Genomic DNA, 25,444 nt, shown 5'->3' on the forward strand with positions numbered 1-25,444 from the left:
CTAGATTGTGGTTACACAACGTGACGATCTCCGTTCGCTCCGGCTTCAAGCGGAAGGGCCTACTGCATGGGTGCGATCACCGGCGGCCATCTGGCGACATACGACGAAGCCTTGGCTCGTGACCCGATGGCCGCGTTCGGCCTGGTCCGTGAGTGGATGCGCACCGACTGGCGCACCCTGTTCGCCGAGCTTCGCGAGCAGCGGCCGATCTTCGTCACGCCGGCCTTCACGGTCGTGACCCGGTTCGCGGACGTCACCGAGGTGCTCTCCCGTGAGGAGGTGTTCACCGTCCGGGCCTTCGGCCCGCGCCTGGACGCCGCGCTGGGCGGGCCGTTCATGCTCGGCAGGGACGCCACCCCGATGAACTGGCGGGAGAAGGGGCTGATGCAGGTCATGCTCGGCCCCCGCGACGCGGCCGGCGTGCGCGAGCTGGTGGGGCGGGTCGCCGACGAGGCGCTTGACGCGGCTGCGCCGTACGGGCGGATTGAGGCGGTGCACGAGCTGTTCCGGCATGTGGCGCTGGAGGTGTGCGCGCGCTTCTTCGGCTTTCCCGGGCCCGATGCGCAGACCCTGTCGCGGTGGTGCCGGGCCATCGTCACCGACGGCTTCGCCAACTTCACGGGGGCCCCGGACATCCAGGCGGCGTCGGTGCGCGCGGGCGCGGAGATGACGGACCACCTGCGCGGCGAGCTCGCCCGGCGCAGGGCCGCGCTGCGGGCGGGGCGGCAGCCGCCCGACGACGTCTTCTCCCGGCTCGTCGGCACCACGCTGCCCGGCGAGGTGGCCGTCGACGACGAGCGCATCGTGATCAACATGGCCGGGCTGCCGCTCGGGTTCGTGGAGAGCGCCCCCGGCGCCATGGCCGAGGCGGCCGAGCAGCTCTTGCTGCGCCCCCAGGTGCTGGCGCGGGCGCTCGGCGAAGCCGCCGACCCCGAGCGGTTCGACCGCTATGTCTGGGAGGCGCTGCGGTTCAACCCGTTCTTCAAGCTGCTGCCCCGGCTGTGCGAGCGCGACCACGTGCTGGCCGCGGGCACCCCGCGCGGCACGACGATCCCCGCCGGCACGTTCGTGCTCGCCGCGCCCGCCTCGGCCATGTTCGACGCGGACGTGGTGGCGGAGCCGGAGGAGTTCCGCCCCGACCGGCCGGGCCACCACCGGATGTTCTTCGGCCACGGCCACCACGCCTGCCTCGGCGTGCACCCGGCCAAGGTCATCATCTGCGAAACCGTGCGCCGCCTCCTGCTGCGCCCCGGCGTGCGCCTGCTCCCGCCGCCCGACGGGCAGATCGTCCGCTCCCACGGGATCTTCCCCGACCGGTTCGTCCTCGGCCTCGGCTCCGAAAGGCGGGCGGCGTGACGAAGGCGCGGAGCATCGCCACCGACGGCGCGGCCAACCGGCTCAAGTTCCTGGCGCTGACCAGCGGCCGCCCCTTCTGGGACCTCCTCCAGACCATCCAGCCGGTACGGCGCCGCCTCAACGCCACGCTGATCGACCAGGCGGTCCGCGAGATGCCCCCACGGCCCGAGCCGCTGAGCACGATGGCCGACTACACCTCCTGGGCCTCGCTGACCGACCGCACCTACAGCGGCAGGCACGTGCCCCCGTACACCGGCGCCGCCTACCGGCCCACCCCCGACCGCGCCGCCGACCTGTTCACCCGCGGCGACACCATGACCCCCTGCCCCCGCTCCACCGTGCTGTTCGCCTACTTCGCCCAGTGGTTCACCGACGGCTTCCTGCGCGGCGACTCCAACGTCCCGCGCGATCCGCGCAAGAACAGCTCCAACCACCACATCGACCTGAACCAGCTCTACGGCCTGCGCGAGGAGGCGACCGCCGCGCTGCGCGCGTTCGACGGTGGGCGGCTCAAGAGCCGGCTCATCAACGGCGGGGAGTTCCCGCCGCACCTCTGCGAGAACGGCAAGATCAAGCCGGAGTTCGCCGCGCTGAGCGTGATCCGCTTCGCCGAGCTCACCGACGCGCAGCGCGACACCCTGTTCGCGACCGGCAGCGACCGGGGCAACATCCAGCTCGGCTTCACCATGCTCACAGTGCTGTTCCTGCGCGAGCACAACCGGGTGGCCCGCCTGCTGGCCGGGCACTACCCGCGCTGGGACGACGAGCGCCTGTTCCAGACGGCGCGCAACATCCTCATCGTGCTGCTCATCAAGCTGGTCGTCGAGGAGTACATCAACCACATCACCCCCTACCACTTCCGCTTCACCCTGGACCCCCGGCTGTCGGCGATGCTGGCCGACGCCCCCTGGCACCGGGAGAACTGGGCCTCGGTGGAGTTCAACCTCGTCTACCGCTGGCACAGCCTGATCCCCTCGCACCTGTCGGTGGGCGGGCGCGACCTGCCGATGGCGCAGACCCTGGTCGCCGGCGCGCTGATCCCCGAGCCGGGCCTCGGTCGGCTCTTCGAGGACGCCTCCCGCCAGCGCGCCGGCCGGATCGGCCTGTTCAACACCGACCCCGTCCTGCGGGAGGTGGACGTGGCCAGCATCGCCGACTCCCGCGCCCTCGACCTGGCCCCGTACAACAGCTACCGCGAGCACTGCCGCTTCCCCCGGGTGCGGAGCTTCGAGCAGGTCACCGGCGACCGGCGGGTCAGCGGCGCGTTGCGCGACCTCTACCGCGGCGTGGACGACCTCGACCTGTACGTCGGCCTGTTCGCCGAGGAGCCCAACGCTCCGAACGCCATGCTGCCGCCGCTGCTCACGAAGATCATCGCCATTGACGCCTTCTCCCAGGCGCTGACCAACCCACTGCTGTCCCCTCGGGTGTTCAACGCCGCCACCTTCTCCCCGCACGGCCTGCGCATCATCGCCTCCACCCGGACCCTGTCCGACGTACTGCACCGCAACGTCCCCGAGGAACCACGCCCGCGCTTCGTCAGCATGACCCGTCAGGAGGAGCGGTGAGCGAGGAGATCGACTCGTCAGGAGGAGCGGTGTGTGAGGAGATCGACCCGGCGGGCGCAGCGGTGAGTGGAGAGGGTGACGCGGCCGCGCTGCTGCGGGAGGCGGCTCGTGAGTTGGTCGAGATCGGGGTCGCGATCCATGATGTGGCCGCGCACGCGACGGCCGCGCTCACCGACCGCGTCGCGCTCGGCGCGCTGCCGCGTGCCCCCGCGGCGGGCTACCAGGCCCAGCGGGCGCTGATGCGCGCGGTCACGAACGGCGACGGGCTCGGCTACGCGCCCGCCGGTGGCCGCCTGGCCACCCTCGCGGCCAGGGTCGGCGCGATGACGGGTGCGGAGAGCCTGGCCGTACGCGTGCTGACCACCTCGCTGCGGCTGCGCATCGCCGCCGTCGTCCTCGACCATCCCGAGCTGGCCGGGGACGCCATGCTCGGCAGGCTCATCGAGGCGGCGGCCGCGGACCGCGACCTGGAGGCCATCCGCGCTCTGCGCGCCCTGCTCAGGGACCGGGGCGCGGTCCGCACGCTCAGCGGGCTCGCCCCCATCTTCGGCGAGGTGCTCGCCCTGCGGGCCCTGCTGGACGAGAACCCGCTCAACGACGCCGCCGCCTGGCTGATCGCGACCGGCAAGGGGTACGCCACCGCGGACCCGATCACCGGCATGAGCAACCGGGCCGTCGCGGTCCTCGACACCGGGGAGGGGGCCGCGCGCCGCGTCGACCTGTCCGCCGCCGAGGCCGCCCGGTTGAACTCGCACGGGTCGCTGCTCGGCTTCCTGCGCAACATCAGCGAGGTCGGCACCACAGGGCGGATGCTCATCCAGAGCGTCGAAGGCCCTGACGGGGTGGTGCGCCACGTCGTCCAGGTGCCCGGCATGCGGGCCGGGCGGCCCGACAACGCCTCGCCGCAGGACCTGCTCGGCGCGTTCAGCAGCGCCGTCCTGGACAGCAGCCCCTACAGCCGCGCGCTGGCCAAGGCGATCGACGACTACGGCCTGCCGCAAGGGGCCGAACTCGCCCTCATCGGGCACAGCTCGGGCGGCGCCGCCATCATGAACCTGGTGCAGGACGCGAAGTTCTGCGCCCGCTACACCGTCACCCACGCCGTCGCCGTCGGCTCGCCCATCGACTTCAAGAAGCCCGCCGACCCGCGCACCTGGGTCGCCAGCGTCACCAACCAGCACGACATCATCCCCACCCTCGACGGGCAGGGCGCGGGCGGCTGCTTCGACCTGCACCCCGACTGGTATGTCGTGGACTACTACGACTCCACCCACCTGTTCCCGCTCTGCCACGGCATCGAGCACTACATCGCCAACATCGCCGACGACCTGCCCGGGGCGCGTGACGTGATCGACGGGCGGCTCGGGCCGTACCGGGGGGTGGTCGTGCGGGCGCAGGCCTACCTGTTGTTCGACCGGGTTCCCTATCCCGAGGGGTTTCCGTTCCTGACCGTGCCCACCTATCCGGCGGACACCTCGCAGGGGGCGGTCGAGCTGCCGATCAGGTGCCAGAACGGGAGCAGCCTCACGGCGTACTTCGCGTCGGATCCGGGTGCGGCGGCCGGGCTGCTGGAGGGGACCGGGCTCGGGCCCGCCGTACAGGTCGGGGGGCGGGCGCTCGTCGCCGTGCACGCCGCCTGGAACCGGCGGACCAGCCTGGGCGGGTACCGGGAGGTCCATCTCGGGGTGGTGGTGCCCGATCCGTGGCGGTCTGGCTCGCTGCGTGTCTGGCCCGACCTGCTGCGGAACGCCGATCGGCGGCGGTCGGGCACCTTCCTGGCCGGGTCCGTGGTCGACTCCGCCGCGGTCTGCGCGGTGGCGCCGCACCTGTGGGGCGCCGAGCCGTACCTGGCGCCGTTGGAGTTCAGGCTCACCGCGAGGGGGGCGCGGGTCGCGGTCGGCGGGCTGGTCACCTTGTGCGGGCTTCTCGGTCCGGGGCTGCCCGCCAGTGATCGCGACCTGGTCGGGTACGCGGGCCGCGCCGGCAACACCTTGCGCTCGTGCGTGCGCACACGCGGCTCGTGCCGGGTACATCCCCTGCCACGGGTACGGCTGACCGTCGGGCAGGCGGATCACCCGCTGGTCCGTCAGCTTCACGAACTGGGGCTCGACGGCGCCCGGCCGCTGCTGTGCCTGTCGGCCATCGCCCGCCAGACGCTCCGGGGCGCGGGTGTCCCGGTGCTGACCACCTGACCGGAGGACCGGATGCCCGCCGTACCCGAGGGGATCGCCGGCCACGCCGGGGTCCTGGAGTCCGACGCCCGCGCGCTCGCCGAATGCGCGGAGCGGCTGCGCGAGATCGAGGTCAGGCTGGAGGCCGGCGGCGCGGCGCCGCCGTGGCTGTACGAGGCGGTCAACGCCCACCTCGCCGCCTGCGCCGAGGCCGCCGCCGACCTGGTCGCCGCCTCGGCCCGCCTGCGCACATACGCCGAGCGGGCGCGCCCCTGACGCGCCCGCTCGTCCCGCGCCGGACGTCGTTCAGTCCGCTTTGTGTACCGCCTGGGCCGCGTTGAGTCCTGATTCCAGGGCGCCCTCGATCCACGCGTGCCACAGGGAGCAGTGCTCGCCCGCGAAGTGCACCCGGCCTTCCGGCGCGATGATCGCGTCATGCAGGATGGTCTGCTGGTGCGGCTCGAACAGGGCGAACGCGCCGGCCGCGTAGGGGTCGTCGTACCAGGCGTGCGTCAGGCCGAACTCGAAGTGGTCGTGGATCTCCGGATGGATCTTGGCGACGTCCTCCAGCGCCTGCTCGACCCGCTTCTGCGGCGACATCGCCCCCCACCGCAGCGCGTCCTGGCCCCAGGTGTAGCTGGCCAGCAGGACCGAGCGGTCCTCGTCGGGCGTGGGGTGCGAGGGGTAGCAGATGCGCCGGATCGGCAGGTCGGTGACGGTGGTGCCGCCGACGATGCCGTCCGTCCGCTCCCAGAACGGCCGCCGCACCTGAAAGAGGATCTTGGTGGAGGCGTTGTAGTTGAGCTCGCGGATGGCGCGCTGCTTGCGGCGGGAGAACGCGGGCCTGGTCTCCACGTCGCGCAGCACCGAGAACGGGATCGTGCAGATGGCGTAGTCGCCGGTGATCGTCGTCCGGCCCGAGCCCGTTCTGACGTGCAGGGTGACCGAGTGGTCGTCCTGCTCGATGGCGGTGACCTCGTGACCGAACCGGATGTGGTTCCTGAGCTCCTGGTAGAACGCGGTCGGCAACTGGTCGGAGCCGCCCTCGATCTCCTGCATGTCCTCGAACGCCCGCCCGATCATCTCGCGGAACTGCTCGATGACGGCGGCGTTGAGGTTGGCCTCCCGGAAGCTCATCACGCCGTACAGCTCGATGGCGCCTTCGGAGAAGCCGCGCTCGCGCAGGAAGCTGCGGATGGAGTAGCGGTCGTACTCGGCGCAGATGCGGTCTAGGGCGTTCTCGCCTTCCTGCGCGTACAGGTCGTGGATCTCCTGGGTGGCGGTGCGCCAGAGGTCCTCGTAGGTGCGTCCGCGCTCGTGCTCGGCCAGCCCGAAGTCGATGATCCCGGGGTTGCCGTTCAGTTCCCTGATCGTGGTCCTGACACCTTGGATGTACGCCAGGGTGTTGGGGTTGCCCATGACGAACGGCCGCAGGGTCAGCCCGAACCGCTCGCAGTAGGCCAGCGTGAGGTCGTGCACGCGGGGGATCCGCATCGCGCCGGCCTCGGCGTACAGGCCGGGAGCGAAGCCGCGCAGGGTGAGCACCCGTCCGCCGACCCGCTGCTGGGCCTCCAGGACGATGGGCTCGTGGCCTTGGCGCATCAGCTCGTACGCGGCGACCAGGCCGGCCATCCCGCCGCCGATGACCAGGACGCGCTTGCGGGGCCGGCCGCTGCCGGTCAGCCCGTGCTCGGCCGTGGCGACCAGGTTGGCGGGCACTCTGAGGTCGTGACTCGGTCTGGGCGCTCCCGCATCCACCAATTCCGCGGGCATGGCCGAACCGAGCGCTGACAGTCTCTCTTCCAGGGGGTTCACGCTCCTTCTTGTTTACTTAAAGCAATCATATGATCGCGGTAAGTAACAAGATTGTCGAACGGTCCACACGACGGCGCGAGCAAGTGCCCGTCGAACCCGGCCGGATTTCTTCGCCGAACGGTGAGCCGTTCGCCGCCCGGATACGTCGAAGGAGTATGACGATCTGGCGGACCATGCTGGTGCCCGCATTGCTCCTGGCTCTGACCGCTTCGGTGGCGCAGCCGGCGCAGGCGGTGGCCGTGCAGAAGAAGGTGCTGGTCGAGTTCCGCAGGCAGGGCGGGTTCGCGGGGTTCGACGATCGGGTGATCGTGTACACCGACGGCTGCGCGAAGGTGAGCCGTCGGACGGCGCCCGCGGCGGTCAAGTGCCTGACCAAGGCGGAGATGCGGACGCTGCGCGGGCACCTGAAGCGGCTGCGGATCGGGCCTTCCCAGGCGCAGCCGCAGGGGGCCGACCACCTGAAGTACACGCTCGCCTACCGGGGGCAGCGGGCCAGCCGCTACACGCTGACTCGCAGGTGGACCCCGGTGGTGCGGGACCTGGAGAAGCTCCTCGCGAAGTGAGTCCGCCCGGTTACTCAAAGCTATCTGCCGGGTGCACATGGTGATGTGACGGGTGGGGGAGGACGGCATCTATGATGCCCAGAGTCCTTCCGATCCCTGTCGCCTTCGCCCTGGTCGCCGGCGTTTTTCCGGCTCAGCCGGCGCGGGCGGAGTTCGATCCGTCGAAGCCGTTCCAGATCCAGATGAGCAACCGGCTGGAGTTCTGCGCGCTGCCGGGCAGTGCGAAGAGGCAGATCCAGGTGGAGATCAGGCCGTGCGACGAGGCCGCCGTGCCCAACGACGCGCGATGGACGTGGTCGAAGCAGACCAGGCAACTGCGGCACGTCGGCACGGGCCGCTGCGCCGGTGTCTACGGTGACCCCGCCCTCGTGCGCCCGGTGACCCTCGTCGAGTGCGCCACCACCACCGCCGACCCGGCCCAGCGGTGGGGGCACGACGACCGGCAGCGCATCACCGGCGGCGGCAAGTCCCATCACTGCTGGGTGGTGGTGGGGTCCCCGGGCCCGCCGCTGCGCTTCAGCGCCTTCCACAGCCCCTGCAACACGCACCACTACCACGAGTTCAAGATCGCGCCCGTCTCATAGGAGCGCCTCGGCGGCGGCCACGACCCCGCCGGTCACCAGGCCGAAGGCGATGATCATCGGGCTGCCCTTGAGGCCCTGGGTGACATGGAACGCCAGGTCCCGGTACTCCTTCATGCCCTCGGTGCCGGGCAGCACCATCAGGCGGGGCCGCAGGCCGGCGAAGATCAGCCAGTCGATGACCAGGAGGTCGTAGACGGAGATCGTGGTGAAGATGATCGCGGCGCAGGCCGCCGCAGGGAGGAATCCCAGCTCGCCGCCGCTCTCGGCCCGCACGTCGAGCAGGGTGAGGGTGAGGAGGGGGAGGAAGCAGACTCCCCAGAAGATCACTCCCACGGCGGTCGCCACCTGCCGGCCCCGGCTGCTCTTGGGCTTGGCGTAGCGCTCCTGGATCGCCGGTGGGTAGTCGTCGATCAGGAAGTCCTTGCTGATGCGGAAGCCGATGAGCAGGACGAGGGTGAACAGGACGCTTGCCGCCAGGCCGTACAGGATGGCGGTTTTTATTAGGTAAGCCATGCCTAAGAAGATGTCGGGTGGCGGGCTTAAAGTCAACATGGTGTGAAGTTCAATGGGTGGCTACGATGAACCGGTGTCAGGCAGAGAGGGACCGGTCAGGCGGCGCAGGCGGCCCGAGTATCGTTCCGGGCGTCCGACGCTCACCGAGGAGGGGATCGCCAGGGCCGCCCTGGGCGTGCTCGGCGAGGGTGGGCCGGCCGAGCTGACCATGCGGGCCGTCGCCGCCAGGCTCGGCGTCTCGCCGCGCGCCCTGTACAACTACGTCACCGATCGCCGGCACCTGCTGGAGCTGGTCGTCTCCGTCAGCCAGGCCGACCGCCCCGAGCCCCGGCTGGATCCAGCGCGATGGCGGGAGAGCCTGCGGGAGTACTGCCGCGAGTTGCGAGCCTGGTACCGCGCCCATCCCGGGCTGCTCGCCCTGGCCCGCGCCGAGAACCTGACCCCCTTCGCCTCACCGGACCTGCTGCGCGCCGACGACGCCGTGGTGGGCTTCTTCCTCGACGTCGGCCTGTCCGCGCAGGACGCCTACCGCGCCTGGGCGGTCACCGTGCTCCAGGTGGCCGGCTTCGCCGAGATCTGGGACGCCTGGCACGACCGGCCGCCGCCCGGCATGAACCCGGGCGAATGGAACGGGCTGCCGCGCCCGGTGTCCCAGGACGACGGACTGCCGAACCTGCGGAAGGTCGCGGGTACGGCCTCCGCCGCGCCGGACGAGCTGTTCGAGTCCGTGCTGGACATGCTGGTCGGAGGCATCGAGGGCAGGACATGAGGCGGGCCGGCTCCCCGGAGGGAGCCGGCCCGCCGGGTGCCAGATCAGCCGATGCTGTAGTGGCCGGTGAAGTTGGCGTTCTTCACGCCGCCGAACGGCAGGCCGAAGGTGCACTTCCCAGCACCACCGAGCAGGCTGGTCTCGATCTGACCGGTGAAGCGCCGGCCCTCGAACGGGCCCTCGTGGATGACGCCGGAGACCTTGGCCGTGTTGAGGAACGTCTCGTCGATGTTCAGGTCGAGACGGCTCTGCAGCCGAGATCCGCCGATGTTCCACTCGATGGTGCCCGAGCCGGTGCCCTGCCCGAATGCGCTGGCCAGGCAGCTCAGCGTGACACCGCTGAAGTCGGCGGTGAGGCGGGCAGACTGCACACCGAGGCCGGTGTGGTCGTTGCAGATCGCCTCGTCGCCGCGGTACGTCACCTGGTGCGACTGGGGAAACAGCTGGACCCCGGGCGTGAACGAGGTGATACCCGAGGCGTCACAGGACACCGAGACCGCGTTGGCCTGCGCGGCCGTGGGCGCGGTCAGGGCGGCCGTGGTGAGGCTGAGCGCGGCTGCCGCGGTGATACCGGCCAGTGAGGTGACGAAGGAGGATGCCAACGTCTGCTCCTTTCAAAGGGCGGGACTGAGCGGCGACGAATGCCCGTGCGCCGCTGGTAGAGCGACTCTGAGCTACAGAGTGTAATGATCACACTACAGACTGCTACGTACGTTGAGGCGCTCGAAACGCCGTTGGTGGCTAGTGCCCTAGGTTGATCCAGTTGAGGGTTCGGAGCTGGGCCAGCAGGGTGCTCGTGCCAGCCGCAGGATCGAGGCGGGCGGCTTCGGCGCGGGCCATGGCGGTGCTGAACCTCGTGTCGGGTAGCAGGTCGAAATTCGTGTCGACGAGTTCGTGCAGCCCGGGCGCGCCGTCGGCGAAGTTGAGCCAGGCGGTGAGGAGCTGGGCGTCGAGCCGCTGCCTGAGGTTCGGGCTCGGCGAGGCGAGGACGCCGAAGGCCCGGTCGCGGGTGGAGACGTCGGTCGTCTTGTTGAACACCGTGCTGAGGTGCGCGGCCGTCCGCAGGTAGCAGAGGAGAGCCGGTGTCACCTGGGGCGGGTTGTACTGGCCCGCCCAGTAGGCGGTCGGGTGCCGGAGCAGGGAGTCGCCCGTGACGACGAGCGTGGCGGTGGCGGTGGCCGTGCCCCCGTCGTCGTCGGCCGAGGTGAGGCGGACGCTGTGCGGGCAGGGGGCGGAGAAGGTGTGCCGCCGGGTGTCGGTCACGGTGCGGGAGCGGACCTCGGGGCTGGGGAAGGGGTCGCGGGCGGGCGGGTTCACCAGGTGGTCGGTGGCCGTGGTGCCGCCGTCGCCCCAGGTCCAGGTGATCGCCAGGTCGTCGCTGCCGGGGTCGGTCGAGCGGGCGGTGAGCTGCACGGGGGTGTCCCGGCGGCCGACGAACGGACCGGAGCGGATGATCCTGGCCGTGGGAGCGGTGTTGGAGACGGTGACGGTGGTGGAGTCGTGGTCGCTCCGGCCGTTGCCGTCGGTCACGGTGAGGGTGGCGGTGAAGGTGCCGTCGTCGCCGTACGCGTGGGTCGGTGAGGCGCCGGTTCCGGTCGTGCCGTCGCCGAAGTCCCAGGCGTAGGTGAGCGTGGCGGAGTCGGGGTCGGTGGCCGAGCCTTTGAACCTCACGGGGGTGTTCTCCGTGGAGGTGTAAGGGCCGCCTGCCTCCGTCTCGGGGGACAGCGCGGCATCGAGCTTGCCCCCGATCGCCTTGGCGGTGGTGTCGTCGAGCTCCTGCGGGGTGGGGGTGTGCGCGCCGTCCGCGTAGTCGGCGTCGTCGCGGAAGTTGAGGTCGACGTTCGCCCAGTCGTTGTAGCCGGTCAGCGTCTCGGCGGGGCTGGACCCGCAGTCGGCGATGCCGAGGTTGTTGACGTCGGCCGACACCGTGCCCGCGTCGGTCGCCCCGTTCTCGTTCCAGTCGAGCCTGCTGTTGGCCTGTCCGGTGCTCCAGCCGCCCGCGCCGCCGTCGGAGCTCCAGAAGGTGAAGTTCGCCCCGCCGTCGCCGACGCCGTCCTGCTCGACCAGGGACCGCTCGCCGAGGTTGATCAGCTTTCGGCGGGAGTAGTCGAGCGCGCGTCCGCCGCCGGCCTGCGGGATGAGGCCGGTCTGGAAGGTGTAGCTCATGACGCTGAGGTAGTTGGGCTTGCAGTTCACGGAGGTGTCGCCGCCGTGGTCGAGGCCGAGGTTGTGGCCGAGCTCGTGCATGAGGGTCCCGGCCTGCTCCTCGCGCGTCCCGATGCGGTGGGTGCCCGCGGCGTTCAGCCCCCATCCGGCGGAGCCCAGCGTCACCAGCATGTCGTTGCCGTGGATCTCGGCGCGGCCCGACGAGCCGCTGTCGTCGCGCCGGTGAGCGAACAGCGCGTAGTGGTAGGCCATCCTCTTGGCGGCCACCGTGCCGGACCCCGCCCGCTGGGCGGGAGTGCCGAACGAGGCCCGCTTGATCGCGTCGAAGTCGCCCCAGGTGTTCACGTTCTCCTGGTGGGCGAGTTCCTCATCCTCGTCGATGTGCAGCGTGATGCCGCTGCTGCCGTCCGGATTGCGTACCGGGGCGCCGGCGAAGGCGGTGATCACGTCCTGGCGGGCCTCGGGCCGCAGGACGTGATCGGTCATGTGGTCGACCTCCAGGTAGACGTCCCGGCGCCGGGGGTTCGCGCCGGCCAGCACGATGTCCGGGATGTGGTCGTCGTTCCCGTCGATGCCGGTGGACTCCCAGACGTCCAGCAGGCCGTCGCGGTCGGTGTCAGGGCTGAGGGTCAGCCTCGTCGTGCAGGAGGCGAGGACCGTGGACCCGGTGGCCGACGAGGTGATCTCGATGGTGAGGTCGTCGGTGCCGTGCGGGGCCGCCGAGGTGGCGACGTGCGCGGAGACGGCCGTCCCCAGGCCCGCGCCGACCGTCCGGGTGAGGAAGGTGTGCCGGGGGCCGAAGAAGTCGTTGGCGAGCATGACGGCGGTGAAGGTGGCGTCGGCGTCACCGGTGTTGCGGAAGCTGAAGTCGAGCCCGAGGACGGTCCCGCGGTCGAGCGTCGGGAACCTCCTGGGGAAGGCGCAGCTCGCGGTGGGCGCGGCGGCGGCGCCGGCGGGCGCGCCCAGCAACGTCCCGGCGAGAGCGAGCGAGAACACCGTGGCCAGCCGTACGGCGCGCATGCGTCGTCTCCGATCTGTTCGTACCGGTGAGGAGGGCCGGGGCCACGTCGGCGCGGTCCTGTTTCTGCAGGTTAAACGGCAAGTGCGAGCCGGAGCGGGTTCTGCGCTGGTGTGTCGTCCAAGATCAGCGCCGCGGGTGGGAGGAATCCCGCCATACTTGGTCGAATGGACCTGGAGGCCCGGCACCTGCGGTACATCGACGCGATCGCGGCGGCGGGGAGCATCACTCAGGCGGCGGTCGTGCTCGGGATGTCCCAGCCGTCGCTGACCGCGCAGGTGCGGCGCATCGAGCGGACGGTCGGCGGGCGGCTCTTCGATCGGGGCAGGCACGGCGTCCGGCTCACCCCGCTGGGAGAGGTCCTGGCGCTGCACGCCCGGGAGGTGCTGGACGCGCTGGACGACCTGCGCTCGGCGGTGCGGCGCTTCCACGACGGGACGCGGCTGCGGGTGGGGGTGATGCCCACGGTGCTCGCCGCCGAACTGTGCGATGTGGTGGCGGTGGCCGTACCCGAACGGCCGGTGGACCTGACCGTGGTCGAGAGCCGGGCCGTCGCGGTGGACGCGCTGGCCGGCGGCGAACTGGATCTGGTGCTGCACGTCGACTTCCCCGGGCGGGAGTGCGTGGTGCCCGCCGGGGTGCGGATGACGCCGGTCGGAGTGGAACCGGTGTTCGTCGCCGTCCCGGCCGGCCATCCGGCCGCGTCGCGGGCCGAGGTGTCCCTCACCGACCTGGCCGGGGCGACCTGGCTGGTGGCCGCGCACGGCGACGACGAGTTCGATCGGCACCTGGCCGAGCAGTGCGCCGGAGCGGGGCTCGGCCCGATCACCGTTCGCGTGGTCGATCCGCTGGTGATGGCGCAGATGATCCGCCGGGGGGACGGCGTCGCCGTACCGGTGCAGGCGCTGGACGGCGGCACGGTGATACCGGGGGTGGTGGTCGCGCTCAGGGACAGCCCGCTGCGGGTGCGCCACCTGCTGCTGTGGACCGGGAACCTGGACGAGGCGAAGGTGGACGCGGTGCGCGCCGGGCTCGTCTCGGCCTACCTCGGCCTCGCGGCGAACGCCTACCGGCTCCCGGACTGGCGGGCCCGGCATCGGGGGTGGCTCGGCTCGCCCGCCTGATCAGGCGAGCGGGTCGTGGTCCGGCGACGGGCGCGCGGGCGTGGTGGACCACTCGGGGTGCCGGTCCAGCCAGGCCTGGTAGACCGGTGTCCGCTCGGCGAACGTGTGCTGGGCCTCGACCAGTTCCGCCCACAGCGCCTCGACGTCGGCGCGGCTCAGCGGGCCGTCGAGGTTCCAGTACAGGCGGGTCGTCATCCGCATCGGCACGCCGGCCAGCGGAATGAACTCCAGGCCGGTGCGCGGCCGGGCGCTGGGCATGATCGGCAGCACGGCACTGCCCAGTTCGGCGAGCTGGAACGCCTCGACATACTTCATGTCCCGGATATCCGGGGTGTAGCCCACCCGTGCGCAGGCCAGCAGCAGGTGCTCGGTGAAACCCGTCTCCGAGGGGTCGGCGCGGCCCCAGGTCTCCCCGGCCAGGTCGGCCAGGTCGGCCTCGGTCTTCCCGGCCAGCCGGTGCCGGTCGGCGACCGCGACGAACAGCGGCTCCACGGCGATGGCCAACCGGCCCGCGCCCGGCGGCACGACGGGCTCGTGGCCGGGGAAGTCCACCAGCACGGCCGCCTCCACCCGCCGCTCGGCGAGCAGGTCGAGCGGCGTCCGTTCGTCCAGTTCGGTGAGCACCTCCACGCCCGTGCCCCACAGCTTCGGCACGATCAGGGACAGGCTGGCGAGCAGCGCGCTCGGCGTGCAGCCGAACCTTACGGTGGACGGCAGGCTGCCCGACCGGTGCCGGGCGACCGCCGTACCGAGGCGGTCGAGCCGGTCGAGCACCGTCCTGGCGTGCCCGGCCACCAGCTCGCCCAGCGGCGTCGGCACCGTCCGGCGAGCACCCCGGTGAAACAGCGGGCCGCCCACGGCCCGCTCGATCCGCTGCAGGGCGTCGGTCACCGACGGCTGGGTCATCCCCAGCGCGGTGCCCGCCGCTGTGAGCGTCCCCGACTCGGTGATGGCCAGCACCACCCGCAGATGCCGTAACTCCAACTCCATAGACGGAGCCTATGCAACGTTGAGATTGTTCGCCGGACAGTCGGCCGCACATAGTGAGTTCACCCCGTTCCCGGCCGGATGGCACCTGATCGAAGTCCGGCTGCAGGCGTTTCGGAGCCGCTGATGATTTCCACGCTGGTCGGCCGTGACGCGGAGCTGCGAGCGCTCCTCGGCGCGATCACCCGCCCGCCCGCTGTGACCATGGTCGAAGGCGAGACCGGAATCGGAAAGACGCGGCTGATCAGAGCGGCGATCGACCGCCTCCGCGGGGGCGGTCGCACCGTTTTGCTCGGCCACTGCCACCAGATCCGCGAGCCGGTCCCCTACGGCCCCGTCTTCGACGCGCTCCGGCAGGTCGCCCCGCCCCGGCGGGACCGGCTCAACCCGATCACCGGAGCGCTGCGCGACCACCTTCCCGAGCTCATGGACGGATTGCCGCCCGCGCCCGCGCCGCTCGACGACCCGCGAGCCGAGCGGCACCGCCTGTTTCGCGCCGTGCACGCGCTGCTCGCCGCGGTCGCCCCCGCCGTCCTGGTGATCGAGGACCTGCACTGGGCCGACGACGGCACCCGCGACCTGCTGCGGTTTCTGACCGGAGAACTGCCCGACGGCCTCGCCCTGGTGGCCACCTTCCGGCGGCGCGACCTGCCGGTGCCGGAACTGCCGCTCGGCTACGCCTACCGGCGCTCGCCGGGCACCACCAGCGAGATCATCCCGCTGACGTCGCTGGACGCGGAAGGCGTGCGCAGCCTGGCGGGCGCGCTGCTCGGCCGCGCGGACGTGACGCCCGCCTTCGCCGCCAGGCTGCTCGACCGCACCGCCGGCATCCCGTTCGTGGTCGAAGAGGTGGTCCGCTCGCTGCTCGACGTCGGCGAGGACGCGCTGGACCACATCGCCGTGCCGCTGCTCCTGCGCGAGGCGATGGCGGAGCAGCTCGCCGGGATGTCCCCCGCCGGGCTGGAGGTGGTCCGCGCCGCCGCCGTGCTCCGGCTGCCGGCCGACGAGCGGCTGATCGCCGACGTCTCCGGCACCCCCGCAGGCGCCGGCCTCCGCGAAGCGCTGCAGGCCGGCGTGCTGCACGAACACCGGGACAGCCGGTACGGCCTCCGCCACGCCCTCGCCCGCCAGGCCGTCTACGACGCCATCCCCGGACCGGACCGCACCACGGCCCACCTGCGCGCCATGGCCGCCCTCGCACGCTCCGACCCGCCGCCCCTCGCCGAACTCGCCCACCACGCCCGGCGCGGCGGCAACCTCGAAGCCTGGCACCGCTACGGCAGCGCCGCCGCCGACCAGGCCGCCGCGCTCGGCGACATCCCGCGCTCGGTCGAACTGCTCGACGGCATGCTCGCCGACCCCGAACTCCCGGCCGCCAGCCGGGGCCCGCTCGCGCTCCGGCTCAGCAGGGTCGCCTCGGCCGGACTGTCCCACCGGCGGGTCATCCGCCTGCTGCGGCGCCTGCTGTCCGACACCCTGCTGCCCCGGGACGTACGCGGCGAGGTCCGGCTGCACCTCGGAGTGCTGCTGTGCAACCAGGCGGACGACATCGCCACCGGGCGGCAGGAGATCACCGCCGCGCTCGCCGACCTGGACGAACGGCCCGCCGTGGCCGCCCGCGGCCTCGCCCTGCTGGCGATGCCCGCCTGGGGCGGCGAGTCGCTCAGCGTGCACACGGAGTGGATGAACCGGGCCGAACGGCTGCTCACCACCTTCGAGGACCCCGAGCTGGCGGCGGCCGTCCACGCCAACAGGGTCGCCTTCGCCATGTCCGTCGGCGCGCCGGACGCGTTCGCGCTGGCCGGGACGCTGCCCGCCAACCATCCGTCGGTGACGGTCCGGCAGCAGGCCGCCCGCGCCTACTCCAACCTGTCCGACGGGGCGACCATGCTCGGCCACTACACCGCCGCCGACCGGTTCGCCCACGAGGGCCGGCGGCTCGCCGAGGAGGTCGGCGCCCTCTACCCGGCGTACCTGGTGGAGTTGGCGTCGATCAGGCTCGACTGGCTGACCGGGCGCTGGGACGGGTTGCGGGAGCGGGCCGTCTCGGTGGTGGGACGGACCCCCGAGGCGCCGCTCCCCGTGGCGGACGCGCGGCTGGTCCTCGGGCTGCTCGCGCTCGCCACCGGAGAGTGGGAGGAGGCCGAGGAACACCTGTACAGCGCTGGCCTGCGCGATCCCGGCTCCTGCTTTTTACCCGTGGTGGCCGCGGCGTCCGGCGGGATGATCCGGCTGCACCTGGCCCGCGGGTGCGTGGAGGCCGCGGTCTCCGAGGCCGAGCGCGCGGTGGCCAGGCTGCGCCGCAAGGGCGTCTGGGTGTGGGGCGACGAGCTGGTGCCGCCGGCGGTCAACGCCCTGCTCAGGGCCGGGCGGCCCGGCGACGCGGACACCCTGGTCGCCGACTTCGCGACCGGGATCGAGGGCAGGGACGCGCCCGCGGCGGGGGCGGCGCTGGACGCGGCGCGCGGCGCGCTGGCCCAGGCCGACGGCCGGTACGACGTGGCGGCGGACCTCCTCACCCGGGTCCGGGCGACCCGGGAGGCGATGCCGCAGCCGTACGGCGCGGCGCAGGCGGCGGAGGCTGAGGCGGAGGCGCGGCTCGGGCTCGGCGAGCACACGACGGCCGCGGAGATCCTCGCCGACGCGGCCGAGCGGTACACCGGGCTGGGCGCGACCCATGACGCGGCGCGCTGCCGCCGCGCGCTGCGGTCGATCGGCGCGGGCAGCCTGCCGTTCAGGAGCAGGAAGGGGCGGGGGAGCGTGCTGTCGCAGCGGGAGAGCGAGGTGGCCAGGCTGGTCGCGCTCGGCCGTACCAACAGGGAGATCGCCGAGGTGCTGTTCCTGTCTCCGCGTACGGTCGAGACGCATGTGGCGAGGGTGTTGCACAAGCTCGGCGTCCGGTCCCGCCGCGAGGTGACCCCGGCGCACGAGTGAGCCCCGGCCGGTCGTGCCGGCCGGGGCCACTCCCCAGCTAGAGGGTCAGGCTCCAGCTGTCGAGAGTGCCGGTCCTGCCGTCCTGACTGTTGTCGAGGATGAGCAGGTACCAGGTGCCGCTCGCGTCCTGGCTGGTCGGCACCTCGTAGGTCTGCGGGCCCGACCACGGGGTGCACCCGGAGCCGAACTCGACGTCCTTGACGGGGATGAAGGTGCTGTCGGGGCCCATCAGCCAGATGCCGAGGGTCTCCGAGCACGGGTGCTGAGCCGTGAGGGTGACCTTCACCGGCGAGGCGGCGGGGCCGGTCGCCGTGGACTGGACGGGGCTGAAGGCGTAGTTGTTGTCGGGGATGGAGTAGTCGGTGTCGCTGGTGAACGTCCGGCCGCCGCCGTTCGGGCCGGTCACGGTGAGCGTGTAGGACGCCGTCCGGGTCGCGGTCTCGCCGGTGCCGGTCACCGTGACGGTGTGGCTGCCGGTCGGGGTCGCCGCCGAGGTCGAGATCGTCAGGGTCGACGATCCGCCGGAGGTCACCGAGGCCGGGTTGAAGCTCGCCGTGGCGCCGGCGGGCAGGCCCGACGCGGACAGGGTCACGGTCTGCGCGGTGCCGGCCGAGGTGGCGCTGCCGATGGTGACGGTGGCGCTCTGACCGGCCTGCACGCTGCCGGACGACGGGTTCGCCGAGATCGAGAAGTCACGGGTGGGCGGGGGTCCGCTGCCGGCCGCGAGCTTCCAGAGGGCGTACAGCGAGGCGTCGGCGGCCCGGTCGAGGACGGTGTCGCTGATGTTGCTCACCGTGTCGCACGACTGGTGGTAGCAGGGGTCGAACGCCCTGTTGGCGGTGCCGCCCCACTTGGCGGCCTGGGCCGACGTCTTGGTCGCGCTCGCGCCCGCCGCCAGGCCGGAGGTGGCGATGCCCGCGTTGCGGAAGGAGGCGTCGTCGGACCGGTTGGCGCCCTCGGTGTTCTCCTCGGGCAGCAGGTTCAGCCGGTCGTAGAACGCCTTGAGCTCGGCCGCGGCGGTGGTGTTGATGTTGTTGATGAAGTAGCCGCCGTTGGTCGAGCCGACCATGTCGAAGTTGTGGTAGATCTTGATCTTGTTCCGGTCGGCCTGGCTGAGCGAGTTGACGTAGAACTCCGAGCCGTTCAGGCCCTGCTCCTCGTCGGTCCACCAGCCGAACCGCACGTGCTTGGCCATGGTCGGATTCTGCTGGGCCAGCGTCAGCGCGACCTCCAGCAGCATTCCCGAGCCGGAGGCGTTGTCGTTGATGCCCGGTCCGGCCGCGACGCTGTCGAGGTGCGCGCCCGCCATGATGACCTGGTTCGCGTCACCGCCGGGCCAGTCCGCGATCAGGTTGGGGCCGGAGCCGCCGGTGCAGCCGGAGGTGCAGTTCTGCCGGACGACCTGGTACCCGGCCGCGCTCAGCTTGTCCGCGATGTAGCTGACGGACGCGGTGTATCCGGGGCCGGTGGACCTGCGGTTGCCGCCGTTGCCGGAGGCGATGGTCTGGAACTGCTGCAGGTGGGACTTGACGTTCGCCAGGCTGATGTCCGGCGGCTCGGTGCCGCCGCCGCCGACCGTCAGGCTGTAGGAGACGGTGTGGGTGGTCGTACCCGTCCCGGTGACCGTGATCGGGTAGGTGCCCGCGGGTGTGGCGGCCGTGGTGGAGATCGTCAGCGTGGCGGAGTTGCCGGAGGTGACCGACGACGGGTTGAAGGCCGCCGTGGCGCCGGACGGCAGCCCGGAGACGGTCAGGTTCACCGTCTGCGGGGTGCCGGAGGTGGTCTGGGTGCCGACCGTGGTCGACACCTGGCCGCCCGGCTGCACGCCGCCGGAGACCGGGTTGAGCGAGAGGGAGAAGCCGCCGCCCGAGTCGGTGCAGGTGGGCTCGCCGGACTGGGCGAGCACGCGGACGGCGTCCCAGGCCGCCTTGGTGGACCTGCACTCGGGGCCGCCGGTGCCGTACAGCTCCACCGCCGCGGCGAGCGAGGCGGCGCGGACGTTGGCGTGCTTCCAGGTCGAGCTCTTGCGGGAGAGCGCGCCCATGAAGATCTTGGCGGCCTTCTGGATGCCGATGCCGGTCACCGACGAGGGTCCGCCTGAGCAGATCGGGCTGGACGGCTTGCCGCCGCCGGGGTTGTTGCCCTCGGCCAGCAGGTAGAACCAGTGGTTCTGCGGGCCCGCCGCGGCGTGCACCTCGGTGTTGGGGATCGACGAGGAGTAGCAGTTGGGGTCGTTGTTGACCTGGGAGGGGTTGTACATGTTGCGCAGCGGGCCGCTGCCCGAGATGTCGACCTCCTCGCCGACCAGGTAGTCGGGCGGGTCGCCGGCGTTGCCGGCGTAGTGCTCGGTGATCGCGCCGAAGATGTCGCCGGTGGACTCGTTCAGGCCGCCCCGCTCGTTGTCGGTCTGCGAGCCGGATCCGCCGGGCGTGGTCTGGAAGATGGCGTGGCCGTACTCGTGCGCCACCACGTCGATCGCGGTGAGCTGCTTGCTGCCCGCCTGGTTGCGGCCGAAGGTGGTGTAGCTGCCGGTCCAGTAGGCGTTGACCTCCTGGAGCCCGACCCGGGCGCCGAAGCCCCTGCCGTTGCCGTCGATGCCGTTGCGGCCCAGCCAGTCGCGCAGCATGTTCCATTCCTGCTGGGCGCCGTAGAGCACGTCCACGCAGGCGGTTTCCAGGTCGGTGCCGGAGCCGTTGCCCCAGGTGTCGGTGCTCTTGGTGTACGCCGAGCCGTTCTGGCCGCCGCACTGGATGCCGGGGCGGCCGGTGTCGGTCATGGCGTAGGAGTTGCCGGAGCGGCTGGTGTCGATGGTGACCTGGCCGACGTGGTGGCCGTTCCCGCTGGCCGCGCTGACCTCGTCGTACCAGTCGGCGACCTTCCCGGTGCGGGCGTCGACGAAGACGTGCTGGACGCTCGGCCGGTCCTTCGCGACGCCGGAGACCACCGCCTCCCAGGCGAGGACGGGCTTGTCGCCCCAGGCCAGCACCACGAGCCGGGGTGCCGCCGAGTCGTCCACCCGCGACAGCCGCCGCTTGGCGGTTGTGGTGGCCGTCTCGGCGCTGATCCTCGCCTTGGTCGAGATGCCGCGCGGGCTCGGGCCTGACGCCGCGGTGGTGTCGCGTACGCGCCCGGCGGAGTCGGTGACCACGACGGCGTCGCCGCCGACCACCGGCAGGCCCTTGTAGGTGCGCTCGTAGGCGACGTAGAACATGCCGCCCGCGCCCGGGGTGACGGAGACGCGGTTGTAGGTCTCGTCGAGTCCCCTGCGCAGGTCGTCGAACCCGCTGGAGACGGCCTTGTCGGCCACGGAGGCGGCGAGCGACCTGGGGTCGGGCGCGGTCATGGGGGAGGCGGAGGCCGGGGCGACTCCGGGCGGGACGGCGTTCGCCGACGGCGTGAGGAACGCCATCGAGGCGACCGTGGCCACGCCTACGGTCGCGGCGACTAAGGCCTTACGTTTCATCGGTGCTGTGCTCCTCTTGGCTCTTCCCGTGAGCGTGCCGCCGGTCGGGCGCATGCCGGATCACCGCGCCGCCGGGCGGCGGGTGCATGGGAAATGGGGGGTGATAGGAGGATGATCACGTTTCACCCTGTTGCCCGCCTGACGGTAGGCATCGGCGGCGACGGGGGGAATCCGTTGGTGCATCCGTAGCCCGTACCGAAAATCCCGCCTACCCGACTGGACGCGACGCTTTCCCCGCCTTTTGCCGCGCGCCGGGATGGCACGGGAACGGGAGCGGGCAACCGTCTGTGAGGGTTGTCAGCGGACGAGTGGCGGGGGGATCATGCGGTCGCGGTTGCTGGAGGACGCCCGGGACGGAACCCCGTGGCTGCCGGTGCGGGCGGACGCCGGATGGGTGCTCGTCGGCCCCGCCGTCCACCCGTCGCGGCCCGGTTGCCCGGCGTGTGTCCAGCGCCGCCGCGACGGCAACCTGCCCGACGCCGCGGCCCGGCGGGCGCTCGGCCGGGACGACTCGGGGAGTGAGCCGCTGCCGGTGGTGTCGGCGCTGGTCGCCGCACTGGTCCGGGAGGAGGCGGAGTCCGGCTTCGCCCGTACGGCGGGCGCCCTGCTGAGGGTGTCGGCGAGCACGGGCGCGGTCACCCGCCACCGGGTGCTGCCCGACCCGCTCTGCCCGGACTGCGCGGTCCCTGCCGAGGAACGCCCCAGGCGGCTGACGGCGGCGGCGGCGCCCAAGCCGGATCCGGCGCGGTTCCGCACCCGCGTCCTGGACGACGCCCTGGAAGAGCTGTACGTGGACGCCGAGACCGGGCTGATCGGCTCGGTGGGGGTGGGCGCCGCGGGCGAGGTGCCCTGGGCGGTGGCCCGGCTCGCGCCCGGCCGCACGGGCGACGACGGCCGCCACGGGTACGGCCGGGCCCGGGACGTGCGCTCGGCCCGCCTCAGCGCGATCACCGAGGCACTCGAACGCTACTCGGGTGTGTGCCCGCGAGGCCGCCGCCCCGTGCGCGCCGCCTACTCCGACGTCGCCGGACACGCGCTCGACCCGCGCACGCTGGGCCTGTACCCGGACGACTGGTACGACCGGCCCGGCTTCCGCTACACCAGGTTCGACCCGGACACCGAGACGAGCTGGGTCTGGGGCTACTCGTTCGGCACCCGCCGCCCGCTGCTGGTGCCCGAGTCGTGCGCCTATTACGGCTCGGCCGAACCCGCCTGGGCGTACGAGTGCTCCAACGGCGCCGCCCTGGGCGGCAGCCTGACCGAGGCGATCCTGTACGGCCTGCTCGAAGTAGCCGAACGCGACGCCTTCCTGCTCACCTGGTACGGCCGCCTACCCGCCCCCAAGGTGGACCTGGACTCGGTCGCCGACCGCTGGATCCCGCTCGCCGCCACCCGGCTCCGCCAGACCTCCGGCTACGAGGTGATGGCCTTCGCGACCCTGATGGAACAGCGCGTCCCGATCTTCTGGGTCCTCGCCCTGGACCGCCTGGGCGGCGAGGGCCGCCCGCACCTCCTCTGCGCGGCGGGCGCCCACCTCGACCCGGAGCAGGCGCTGCGGGGAGCGCTACTGGAGCTGTTCGGCTCGGTCGGCGCGCCCGCCGACCTCTCGGCGGCCTTCCTGGACGACGCCGACCAGGTGCGCGAGATGGACCACCATCGGCGGCTGTACTGGCATCCGGACGCCTGGCCGAGGCTGGGCTTCCTGCCCGTCGACGGCCCCGGACGGCCGCTCGCCGAACTGGCCGAGCCGTGGCCCGCGCACGAGGACCTCGCCGAGGACCTGGCCGAGTTGGCCGGGCGCTACCTCGCCACCGGCCTGGACGTGATCGCGGTGGACACCACCTGCGCCGAGCTTCGGGCGGGCGGCTTCGCCTGCGCCAAGGTGATCGTGCCGGGCGCCGTGCCGATGACGTTCGGCCACCGCCATCGGCGTACCCATGGCCTGCCCCGGCTGCTGAGCGTGCCCCGGCTGCTCGGCTTCCGCGACCGCGACCTGCGGCCCGAGGAGCTCAACCCGTACCCACACCCCTTCCCCTAGCTGAGCGGGTCGGCGCGCGAGCGCAGGCCGGACCGGAAGGGTCACCAACCCCTAATGCGACATCCGACCAGTAAGGAACATCCCACGATGCACCAGGACCTCAACGATCTGCCCGTCAGCCAGTTCACCGTGCGTTCGGCCGACGGCGGCCAGCCGGCGACCGTCACCGAAACCGCTCCGGTCTGCGCCTGCCAGACCTGCCGCCCGTGTTTCGAGGGCGACGACGCCAACTGATCAACGGTCACGGGCGGACGCCGGGCGTCCGCCCGTGACGATCACGAGAGGACCACATGTACGACGTGATCGTCGTGGGTGCGCGTTGCGCCGGAGCGGCCACCGCGATGCTGCTGGCCCGCGCCGGTCACCGGGTCCTGCTGCTCGACCGCGCCCGATTCCCCAGCGACACCCTGTCCACGCTCTACATTCACCAGCCCGGCCTGGCCCTGCTGGCTCGCTGGGGTCTGCTGGAGGAGGTGCTCGCCACCGGTTCTCCCCTGCTGACCAGCCTCTCCTTCACTATTCCGGGCGCCCGCCTCGCCGGTCCCGCCCCCGTTCTGGGCTCGATAGCGGGCGGTTGCGCTCCCCGCCGGTACGCGCTGGACCACCTCCTGGTGGAGGCCGCCGGACGCGCCGGTGCCGAGTTCCGTCCCCGGTCCGGCGTCCTCGGCCTGCACTGGGAGGGGTCAGCCGTGGCCGGGGTCCGTTGCGGGTCGGGGGAGGTCGAGCGCGCCCGTCTGGTGGTGGGGGCCGACGGGCGCAACTCCACCGTGGCCCGGCTGGTCCGCGCTCCGTTCCTGCGCCAGGACCCCAAGCTGACCTACGCCTGCTACTCGTACTGGAGCGGCATCCCCCACCAGGGCATGCGGCTGTTCGTGCGGCAGTGGGCGGGGACCGCGTGCGTGCCCACCCAGGACGGGCTGACCCTCGTCGCCGTGCAGTTCTCCCGCACCGGACCGGCCGTCACCGACCGGCCGAGGGCCTACCGGGAGCTGCTGCGGCGGACCTCTCCGGAACTGGACGAGCTGATCGCGGGCGGCAGGCAGGAGGAGCGGCTCTTCTGCTGCTCGGACCTGCCCAACTACTTCCGCAGGCCGTACGGGCCGGGCTGGGTGCTGGTCGGGGACGCGGCGCATCACAAGGACCCCATCGGCGCGCGGGGCATCACCGACGCCTTCGTCCAGGCCGGGCTGCTCGCCGGTCACCTGGACGGCCCGCTCGACGACGGGCGCCGGGTGACCGCGGCCCTGCGGCGGTACGCCCGCGACCTGGGCAAGGAGTTCACCACCGCCTACGAGGACAACCTGCTCTCGGCGAGGCTGGACCTCGACTCGTACCGCGCCGAAATGGTCGCCAACCAGCACGATCCGGCGTACGTCGCCCACTTCTTCCGCGGCTACGCGGGCATCCGCGCGGCGGTCAGGGCGTGAGGCGTTCGCGTGCTGTCTTCGTTGAGGCTTGCTGCCGGGCGCCGACCACGAGCTGCTGCGCAGCCCGGACGGCTTCGAGAACGACGGCCGCCTGGTGGCGGGATACGACGAACTGGTGACTTCGTGGATCCACAGGCTGGGCGAGCGGCACGAGCCCTCCGCCGATCCGCCGCCGCACCAGGACCTGGTCAGCGCACCCGTGACCCCGCTGGCCTGGTGGGAGTCGGCGCCGGTACAGGTCGCCGCGCTGCTGCTGATGGCGGCCGCCTTCCTCGCCTACCCGATAGGCGCGCTGGCGAGGCGGCCTCGGGGGCCGCGCGGGTCTGCCGTGCTGGCCGCCACCGGGAGCGTGACGGTGGTGGGGACGGTGCTCTACCTCGGGTACCTGCTGGCGACCGCGGCGGAGGCGCCGGGACCCGCGCTGCTCGGCAGGCCCCTCGTCTGGCTCGTCCTGCAACTTCTCGCGCTGGTCGCCATCGCGGCCACGGTGGCCGTCCTGCTCGGGCTGCGCCGTCAGCGGCTCACCGTGCGCCCGATCCTGCTGGCGGCGGGCGGCGTCCTGCTGGTCCCGTGGGCGCTCTACTGGGGGTTGCTGCTTCCCTGACGGCCAGAAGGTCGGGGGTCGCTGGTTCCTGACAGCCAGAAGGTCGCCCCGCGAGATGGCTCACGGGGCGACCTTGCCGGTTACTATCGGCGGTTCCTGTTCATCTTGCAGAAGTCCCGCTCCCACTTGCCGTTGTGCTTGCACCACTTGCAGTACCTGCCGTGCGACCAGCGCCACTTGCAGCGCGCGTTGGTGCTGGCCGTGGCGGCGCAGTCGCTGGTCGCGGCCACCACCGAGGCGGGTGCGACCGCGGTGCTCGCGGAGGCGGAGAAGGGCATCGTCAGCGGCACGACGAGCGCGGTCGCCACGATGGCACCTGCGGCGAGAGCTTGCTTGAGCATGAG

The 25,444-nt window shown here is 72.2% G+C and carries 20 protein-coding genes; 13 read left to right on the forward strand and 7 right to left on the reverse strand.

Features of this window, described 5'->3' with window-relative positions:
* Positions 1-66 precede the first annotated feature (66 nt).
* The 4 genes from ABZ911_RS15695 to ABZ911_RS15710 are packed head-to-tail and all read left to right on the forward strand — an operon-like array spanning position 67 to position 5,371.
* Complete coding sequence (locus ABZ911_RS15695) at positions 67-1,356, forward strand: cytochrome P450 (RefSeq protein ID WP_358055601.1); 1,290 nt, start codon at positions 67-69, stop codon at positions 1,354-1,356.
* Entirely contained in the window at positions 1,353-2,924 is a 1,572-nt protein-coding gene (locus tag ABZ911_RS15700; RefSeq protein ID WP_358055603.1) for a peroxidase family protein, read from the forward strand. Before ABZ911_RS15695 ends, ABZ911_RS15700 begins: the two co-directional genes overlap by 4 nt.
* Positions 2,921-5,116 carry a hypothetical protein gene (locus ABZ911_RS15705; protein WP_358055605.1) on the forward strand — a complete coding sequence of 732 codons (2,196 nt, stop codon included), beginning with the start codon at positions 2,921-2,923 and terminating at the stop codon, positions 5,114-5,116. Before ABZ911_RS15700 ends, ABZ911_RS15705 begins: the two co-directional genes overlap by 4 nt.
* A 12-nt stretch (positions 5,117-5,128) precedes the next feature.
* The gene (locus tag ABZ911_RS15710) at positions 5,129-5,371 is read left to right on the forward strand and encodes a hypothetical protein (RefSeq protein WP_358055607.1); all 243 of its coding nucleotides are present in this window, start codon (positions 5,129-5,131) and stop codon (positions 5,369-5,371) included.
* A 30-nt stretch (positions 5,372-5,401) separates the two neighbouring features.
* Here ABZ911_RS15710 and ABZ911_RS15715 read toward each other — a convergent pair whose 3' ends face one another.
* Positions 5,402-6,814 carry a flavin monoamine oxidase family protein gene (locus ABZ911_RS15715; protein ID WP_358055609.1) on the reverse strand — a complete coding sequence of 471 codons (1,413 nt, stop codon included), beginning with the start codon at positions 6,812-6,814 and terminating at the stop codon, positions 5,402-5,404.
* 251 nt (positions 6,815-7,065) lie between these two features.
* Between ABZ911_RS15715 and ABZ911_RS15720 the strand changes: the two genes are divergently transcribed.
* Positions 7,066-7,473, forward strand: a complete 408-nt coding sequence (locus tag ABZ911_RS15720) for a hypothetical protein (RefSeq protein ID WP_358055611.1) — start codon at positions 7,066-7,068, stop codon at positions 7,471-7,473.
* Between the two features lie 71 nt (positions 7,474-7,544).
* Positions 7,545-8,057 carry a hypothetical protein gene (locus ABZ911_RS15725; protein ID WP_358055614.1) on the forward strand — a complete coding sequence of 171 codons (513 nt, stop codon included), beginning with the start codon at positions 7,545-7,547 and terminating at the stop codon, positions 8,055-8,057.
* On the opposite strand, the gene ABZ911_RS15730 is transcribed toward ABZ911_RS15725, so the two are convergent.
* On the reverse strand, positions 8,052-8,570 hold the full coding sequence (locus ABZ911_RS15730; RefSeq protein WP_358055617.1) for a hypothetical protein: 519 nt from the start codon (positions 8,568-8,570) through the stop codon (positions 8,052-8,054). The two genes, ABZ911_RS15725 and ABZ911_RS15730, sit on opposite strands and share 6 nt — an antisense overlap.
* 73 nt (positions 8,571-8,643) lie before the next feature.
* On the opposite strand from ABZ911_RS15730, the gene ABZ911_RS15735 reads away from it, so the two are divergent.
* Positions 8,644-9,339, forward strand: coding sequence for a TetR/AcrR family transcriptional regulator (locus ABZ911_RS15735; RefSeq protein WP_358055619.1), 696 nt, complete (start codon positions 8,644-8,646; stop codon positions 9,337-9,339).
* A 44-nt stretch (positions 9,340-9,383) separates the two neighbouring features.
* On the opposite strand, the gene ABZ911_RS15740 is transcribed toward ABZ911_RS15735, so the two are convergent.
* Together ABZ911_RS15740 and ABZ911_RS15745 are read right to left on the reverse strand one after the other, a co-directional pair.
* On the reverse strand, positions 9,384-9,941 hold the full coding sequence (locus ABZ911_RS15740) for a hypothetical protein (protein WP_358055621.1): 558 nt from the start codon (positions 9,939-9,941) through the stop codon (positions 9,384-9,386).
* A 139-nt stretch (positions 9,942-10,080) separates the two neighbouring features.
* Entirely contained in the window at positions 10,081-12,525 is a 2,445-nt protein-coding gene (locus tag ABZ911_RS15745) for a PKD domain-containing protein (RefSeq protein ID WP_358055623.1), read from the reverse strand.
* Between the two features lie 165 nt (positions 12,526-12,690).
* On the opposite strand from ABZ911_RS15745, the gene ABZ911_RS15750 reads away from it, so the two are divergent.
* A complete protein-coding gene (locus tag ABZ911_RS15750) occupies positions 12,691-13,647 on the forward strand; it encodes a LysR family transcriptional regulator (RefSeq protein ID WP_358055625.1) in 957 nt (318 codons plus the stop codon).
* Here the strand turns inward: ABZ911_RS15750 and ABZ911_RS15755 are convergent, their stop codons facing one another.
* Positions 13,648-14,637 (reverse strand): LysR family transcriptional regulator, encoded by a 990-nt coding sequence (locus tag ABZ911_RS15755; protein WP_358055627.1) that lies wholly within the window; start codon positions 14,635-14,637, stop codon positions 13,648-13,650.
* 123 nt (positions 14,638-14,760) lie between these two features.
* On the opposite strand from ABZ911_RS15755, the gene ABZ911_RS15760 reads away from it, so the two are divergent.
* The gene (locus ABZ911_RS15760) at positions 14,761-17,568 is read left to right on the forward strand and encodes an AAA family ATPase (protein ID WP_358055629.1); all 2,808 of its coding nucleotides are present in this window, start codon (positions 14,761-14,763) and stop codon (positions 17,566-17,568) included.
* 37 nt (positions 17,569-17,605) lie between these two features.
* Here the strand turns inward: ABZ911_RS15760 and ABZ911_RS15765 are convergent, their stop codons facing one another.
* Complete coding sequence (locus ABZ911_RS15765) at positions 17,606-21,031, reverse strand: M28 family peptidase (RefSeq protein ID WP_358055630.1); 3,426 nt, start codon at positions 21,029-21,031, stop codon at positions 17,606-17,608.
* 322 nt (positions 21,032-21,353) lie between these two features.
* Between ABZ911_RS15765 and ABZ911_RS15770 the strand changes: the two genes are divergently transcribed.
* From ABZ911_RS15770 to ABZ911_RS15785, 4 genes are all read left to right on the forward strand, one after another.
* The gene (locus tag ABZ911_RS15770) at positions 21,354-23,069 is read left to right on the forward strand and encodes a TOMM precursor leader peptide-binding protein (protein WP_358055632.1); all 1,716 of its coding nucleotides are present in this window, start codon (positions 21,354-21,356) and stop codon (positions 23,067-23,069) included.
* Positions 23,070-23,156: 87 nt separating this feature from the next.
* Positions 23,157-23,303, forward strand: coding sequence for a hypothetical protein (locus ABZ911_RS15775; RefSeq protein ID WP_358055635.1), 147 nt, complete (start codon positions 23,157-23,159; stop codon positions 23,301-23,303).
* Between the two features lie 56 nt (positions 23,304-23,359).
* On the forward strand, positions 23,360-24,496 hold the full coding sequence (locus ABZ911_RS15780) for an NAD(P)/FAD-dependent oxidoreductase (RefSeq protein WP_358055638.1): 1,137 nt from the start codon (positions 23,360-23,362) through the stop codon (positions 24,494-24,496).
* Positions 24,497-24,524: 28 nt separating this feature from the next.
* Positions 24,525-25,100 (forward strand): hypothetical protein, encoded by a 576-nt coding sequence (locus ABZ911_RS15785; protein ID WP_358055640.1) that lies wholly within the window; start codon positions 24,525-24,527, stop codon positions 25,098-25,100.
* 83 nt (positions 25,101-25,183) lie between these two features.
* Here the strand turns inward: ABZ911_RS15785 and ABZ911_RS15790 are convergent, their stop codons facing one another.
* Positions 25,184-25,441 (reverse strand): hypothetical protein, encoded by a 258-nt coding sequence (locus ABZ911_RS15790; protein ID WP_358055642.1) that lies wholly within the window; start codon positions 25,439-25,441, stop codon positions 25,184-25,186.
* Positions 25,442-25,444: the final 3 nt, after the last annotated feature.

Source organism: Nonomuraea sp. NPDC046570 (assembly GCF_040645915.1).
Classification (GTDB): Bacteria; Actinomycetota; Actinomycetes; order Streptosporangiales; family Streptosporangiaceae; genus Nonomuraea.

Bases quoted from the DNA above. Each gene is read 5' to 3' on its own strand.
- ABZ911_RS15695 (WP_358055601.1), top strand. From the start codon at position 67: ATGGGTGCGATCACCGGCGGCCATCTGGCGACATACGACGAAGCCTTG.
- ABZ911_RS15710 (WP_358055607.1), top strand. From the start codon at position 5,129: ATGCCCGCCGTACCCGAGGGGATCGCCGGCCACGCCGGGGTCCTGGAG.
- ABZ911_RS15720 (WP_358055611.1), top strand. From the start codon at position 7,066: ATGACGATCTGGCGGACCATGCTGGTGCCCGCATTGCTCCTGGCTCTG.
- ABZ911_RS15725 (WP_358055614.1), top strand. From the start codon at position 7,545: ATGATGCCCAGAGTCCTTCCGATCCCTGTCGCCTTCGCCCTGGTCGCC.
- ABZ911_RS15730 (WP_358055617.1), bottom strand. From the start codon at position 8,570: ATGGCTTACCTAATAAAAACCGCCATCCTGTACGGCCTGGCGGCAAGC.
- ABZ911_RS15745 (WP_358055623.1), bottom strand. From the start codon at position 12,525: ATGCGCGCCGTACGGCTGGCCACGGTGTTCTCGCTCGCTCTCGCCGGG.
- ABZ911_RS15750 (WP_358055625.1), top strand. From the start codon at position 12,691: ATGGACCTGGAGGCCCGGCACCTGCGGTACATCGACGCGATCGCGGCG.
- ABZ911_RS15755 (WP_358055627.1), bottom strand. From the start codon at position 14,637: ATGGAGTTGGAGTTACGGCATCTGCGGGTGGTGCTGGCCATCACCGAG.
- ABZ911_RS15760 (WP_358055629.1), top strand. From the start codon at position 14,761: ATGATTTCCACGCTGGTCGGCCGTGACGCGGAGCTGCGAGCGCTCCTC.
- ABZ911_RS15765 (WP_358055630.1), bottom strand. From the start codon at position 21,031: ATGAAACGTAAGGCCTTAGTCGCCGCGACCGTAGGCGTGGCCACGGTC.
- ABZ911_RS15770 (WP_358055632.1), top strand. From the start codon at position 21,354: ATGCGGTCGCGGTTGCTGGAGGACGCCCGGGACGGAACCCCGTGGCTG.
- ABZ911_RS15775 (WP_358055635.1), top strand. From the start codon at position 23,157: ATGCACCAGGACCTCAACGATCTGCCCGTCAGCCAGTTCACCGTGCGT.
- ABZ911_RS15780 (WP_358055638.1), top strand. From the start codon at position 23,360: ATGTACGACGTGATCGTCGTGGGTGCGCGTTGCGCCGGAGCGGCCACC.
- ABZ911_RS15790 (WP_358055642.1), bottom strand. From the start codon at position 25,441: ATGCTCAAGCAAGCTCTCGCCGCAGGTGCCATCGTGGCGACCGCGCTC.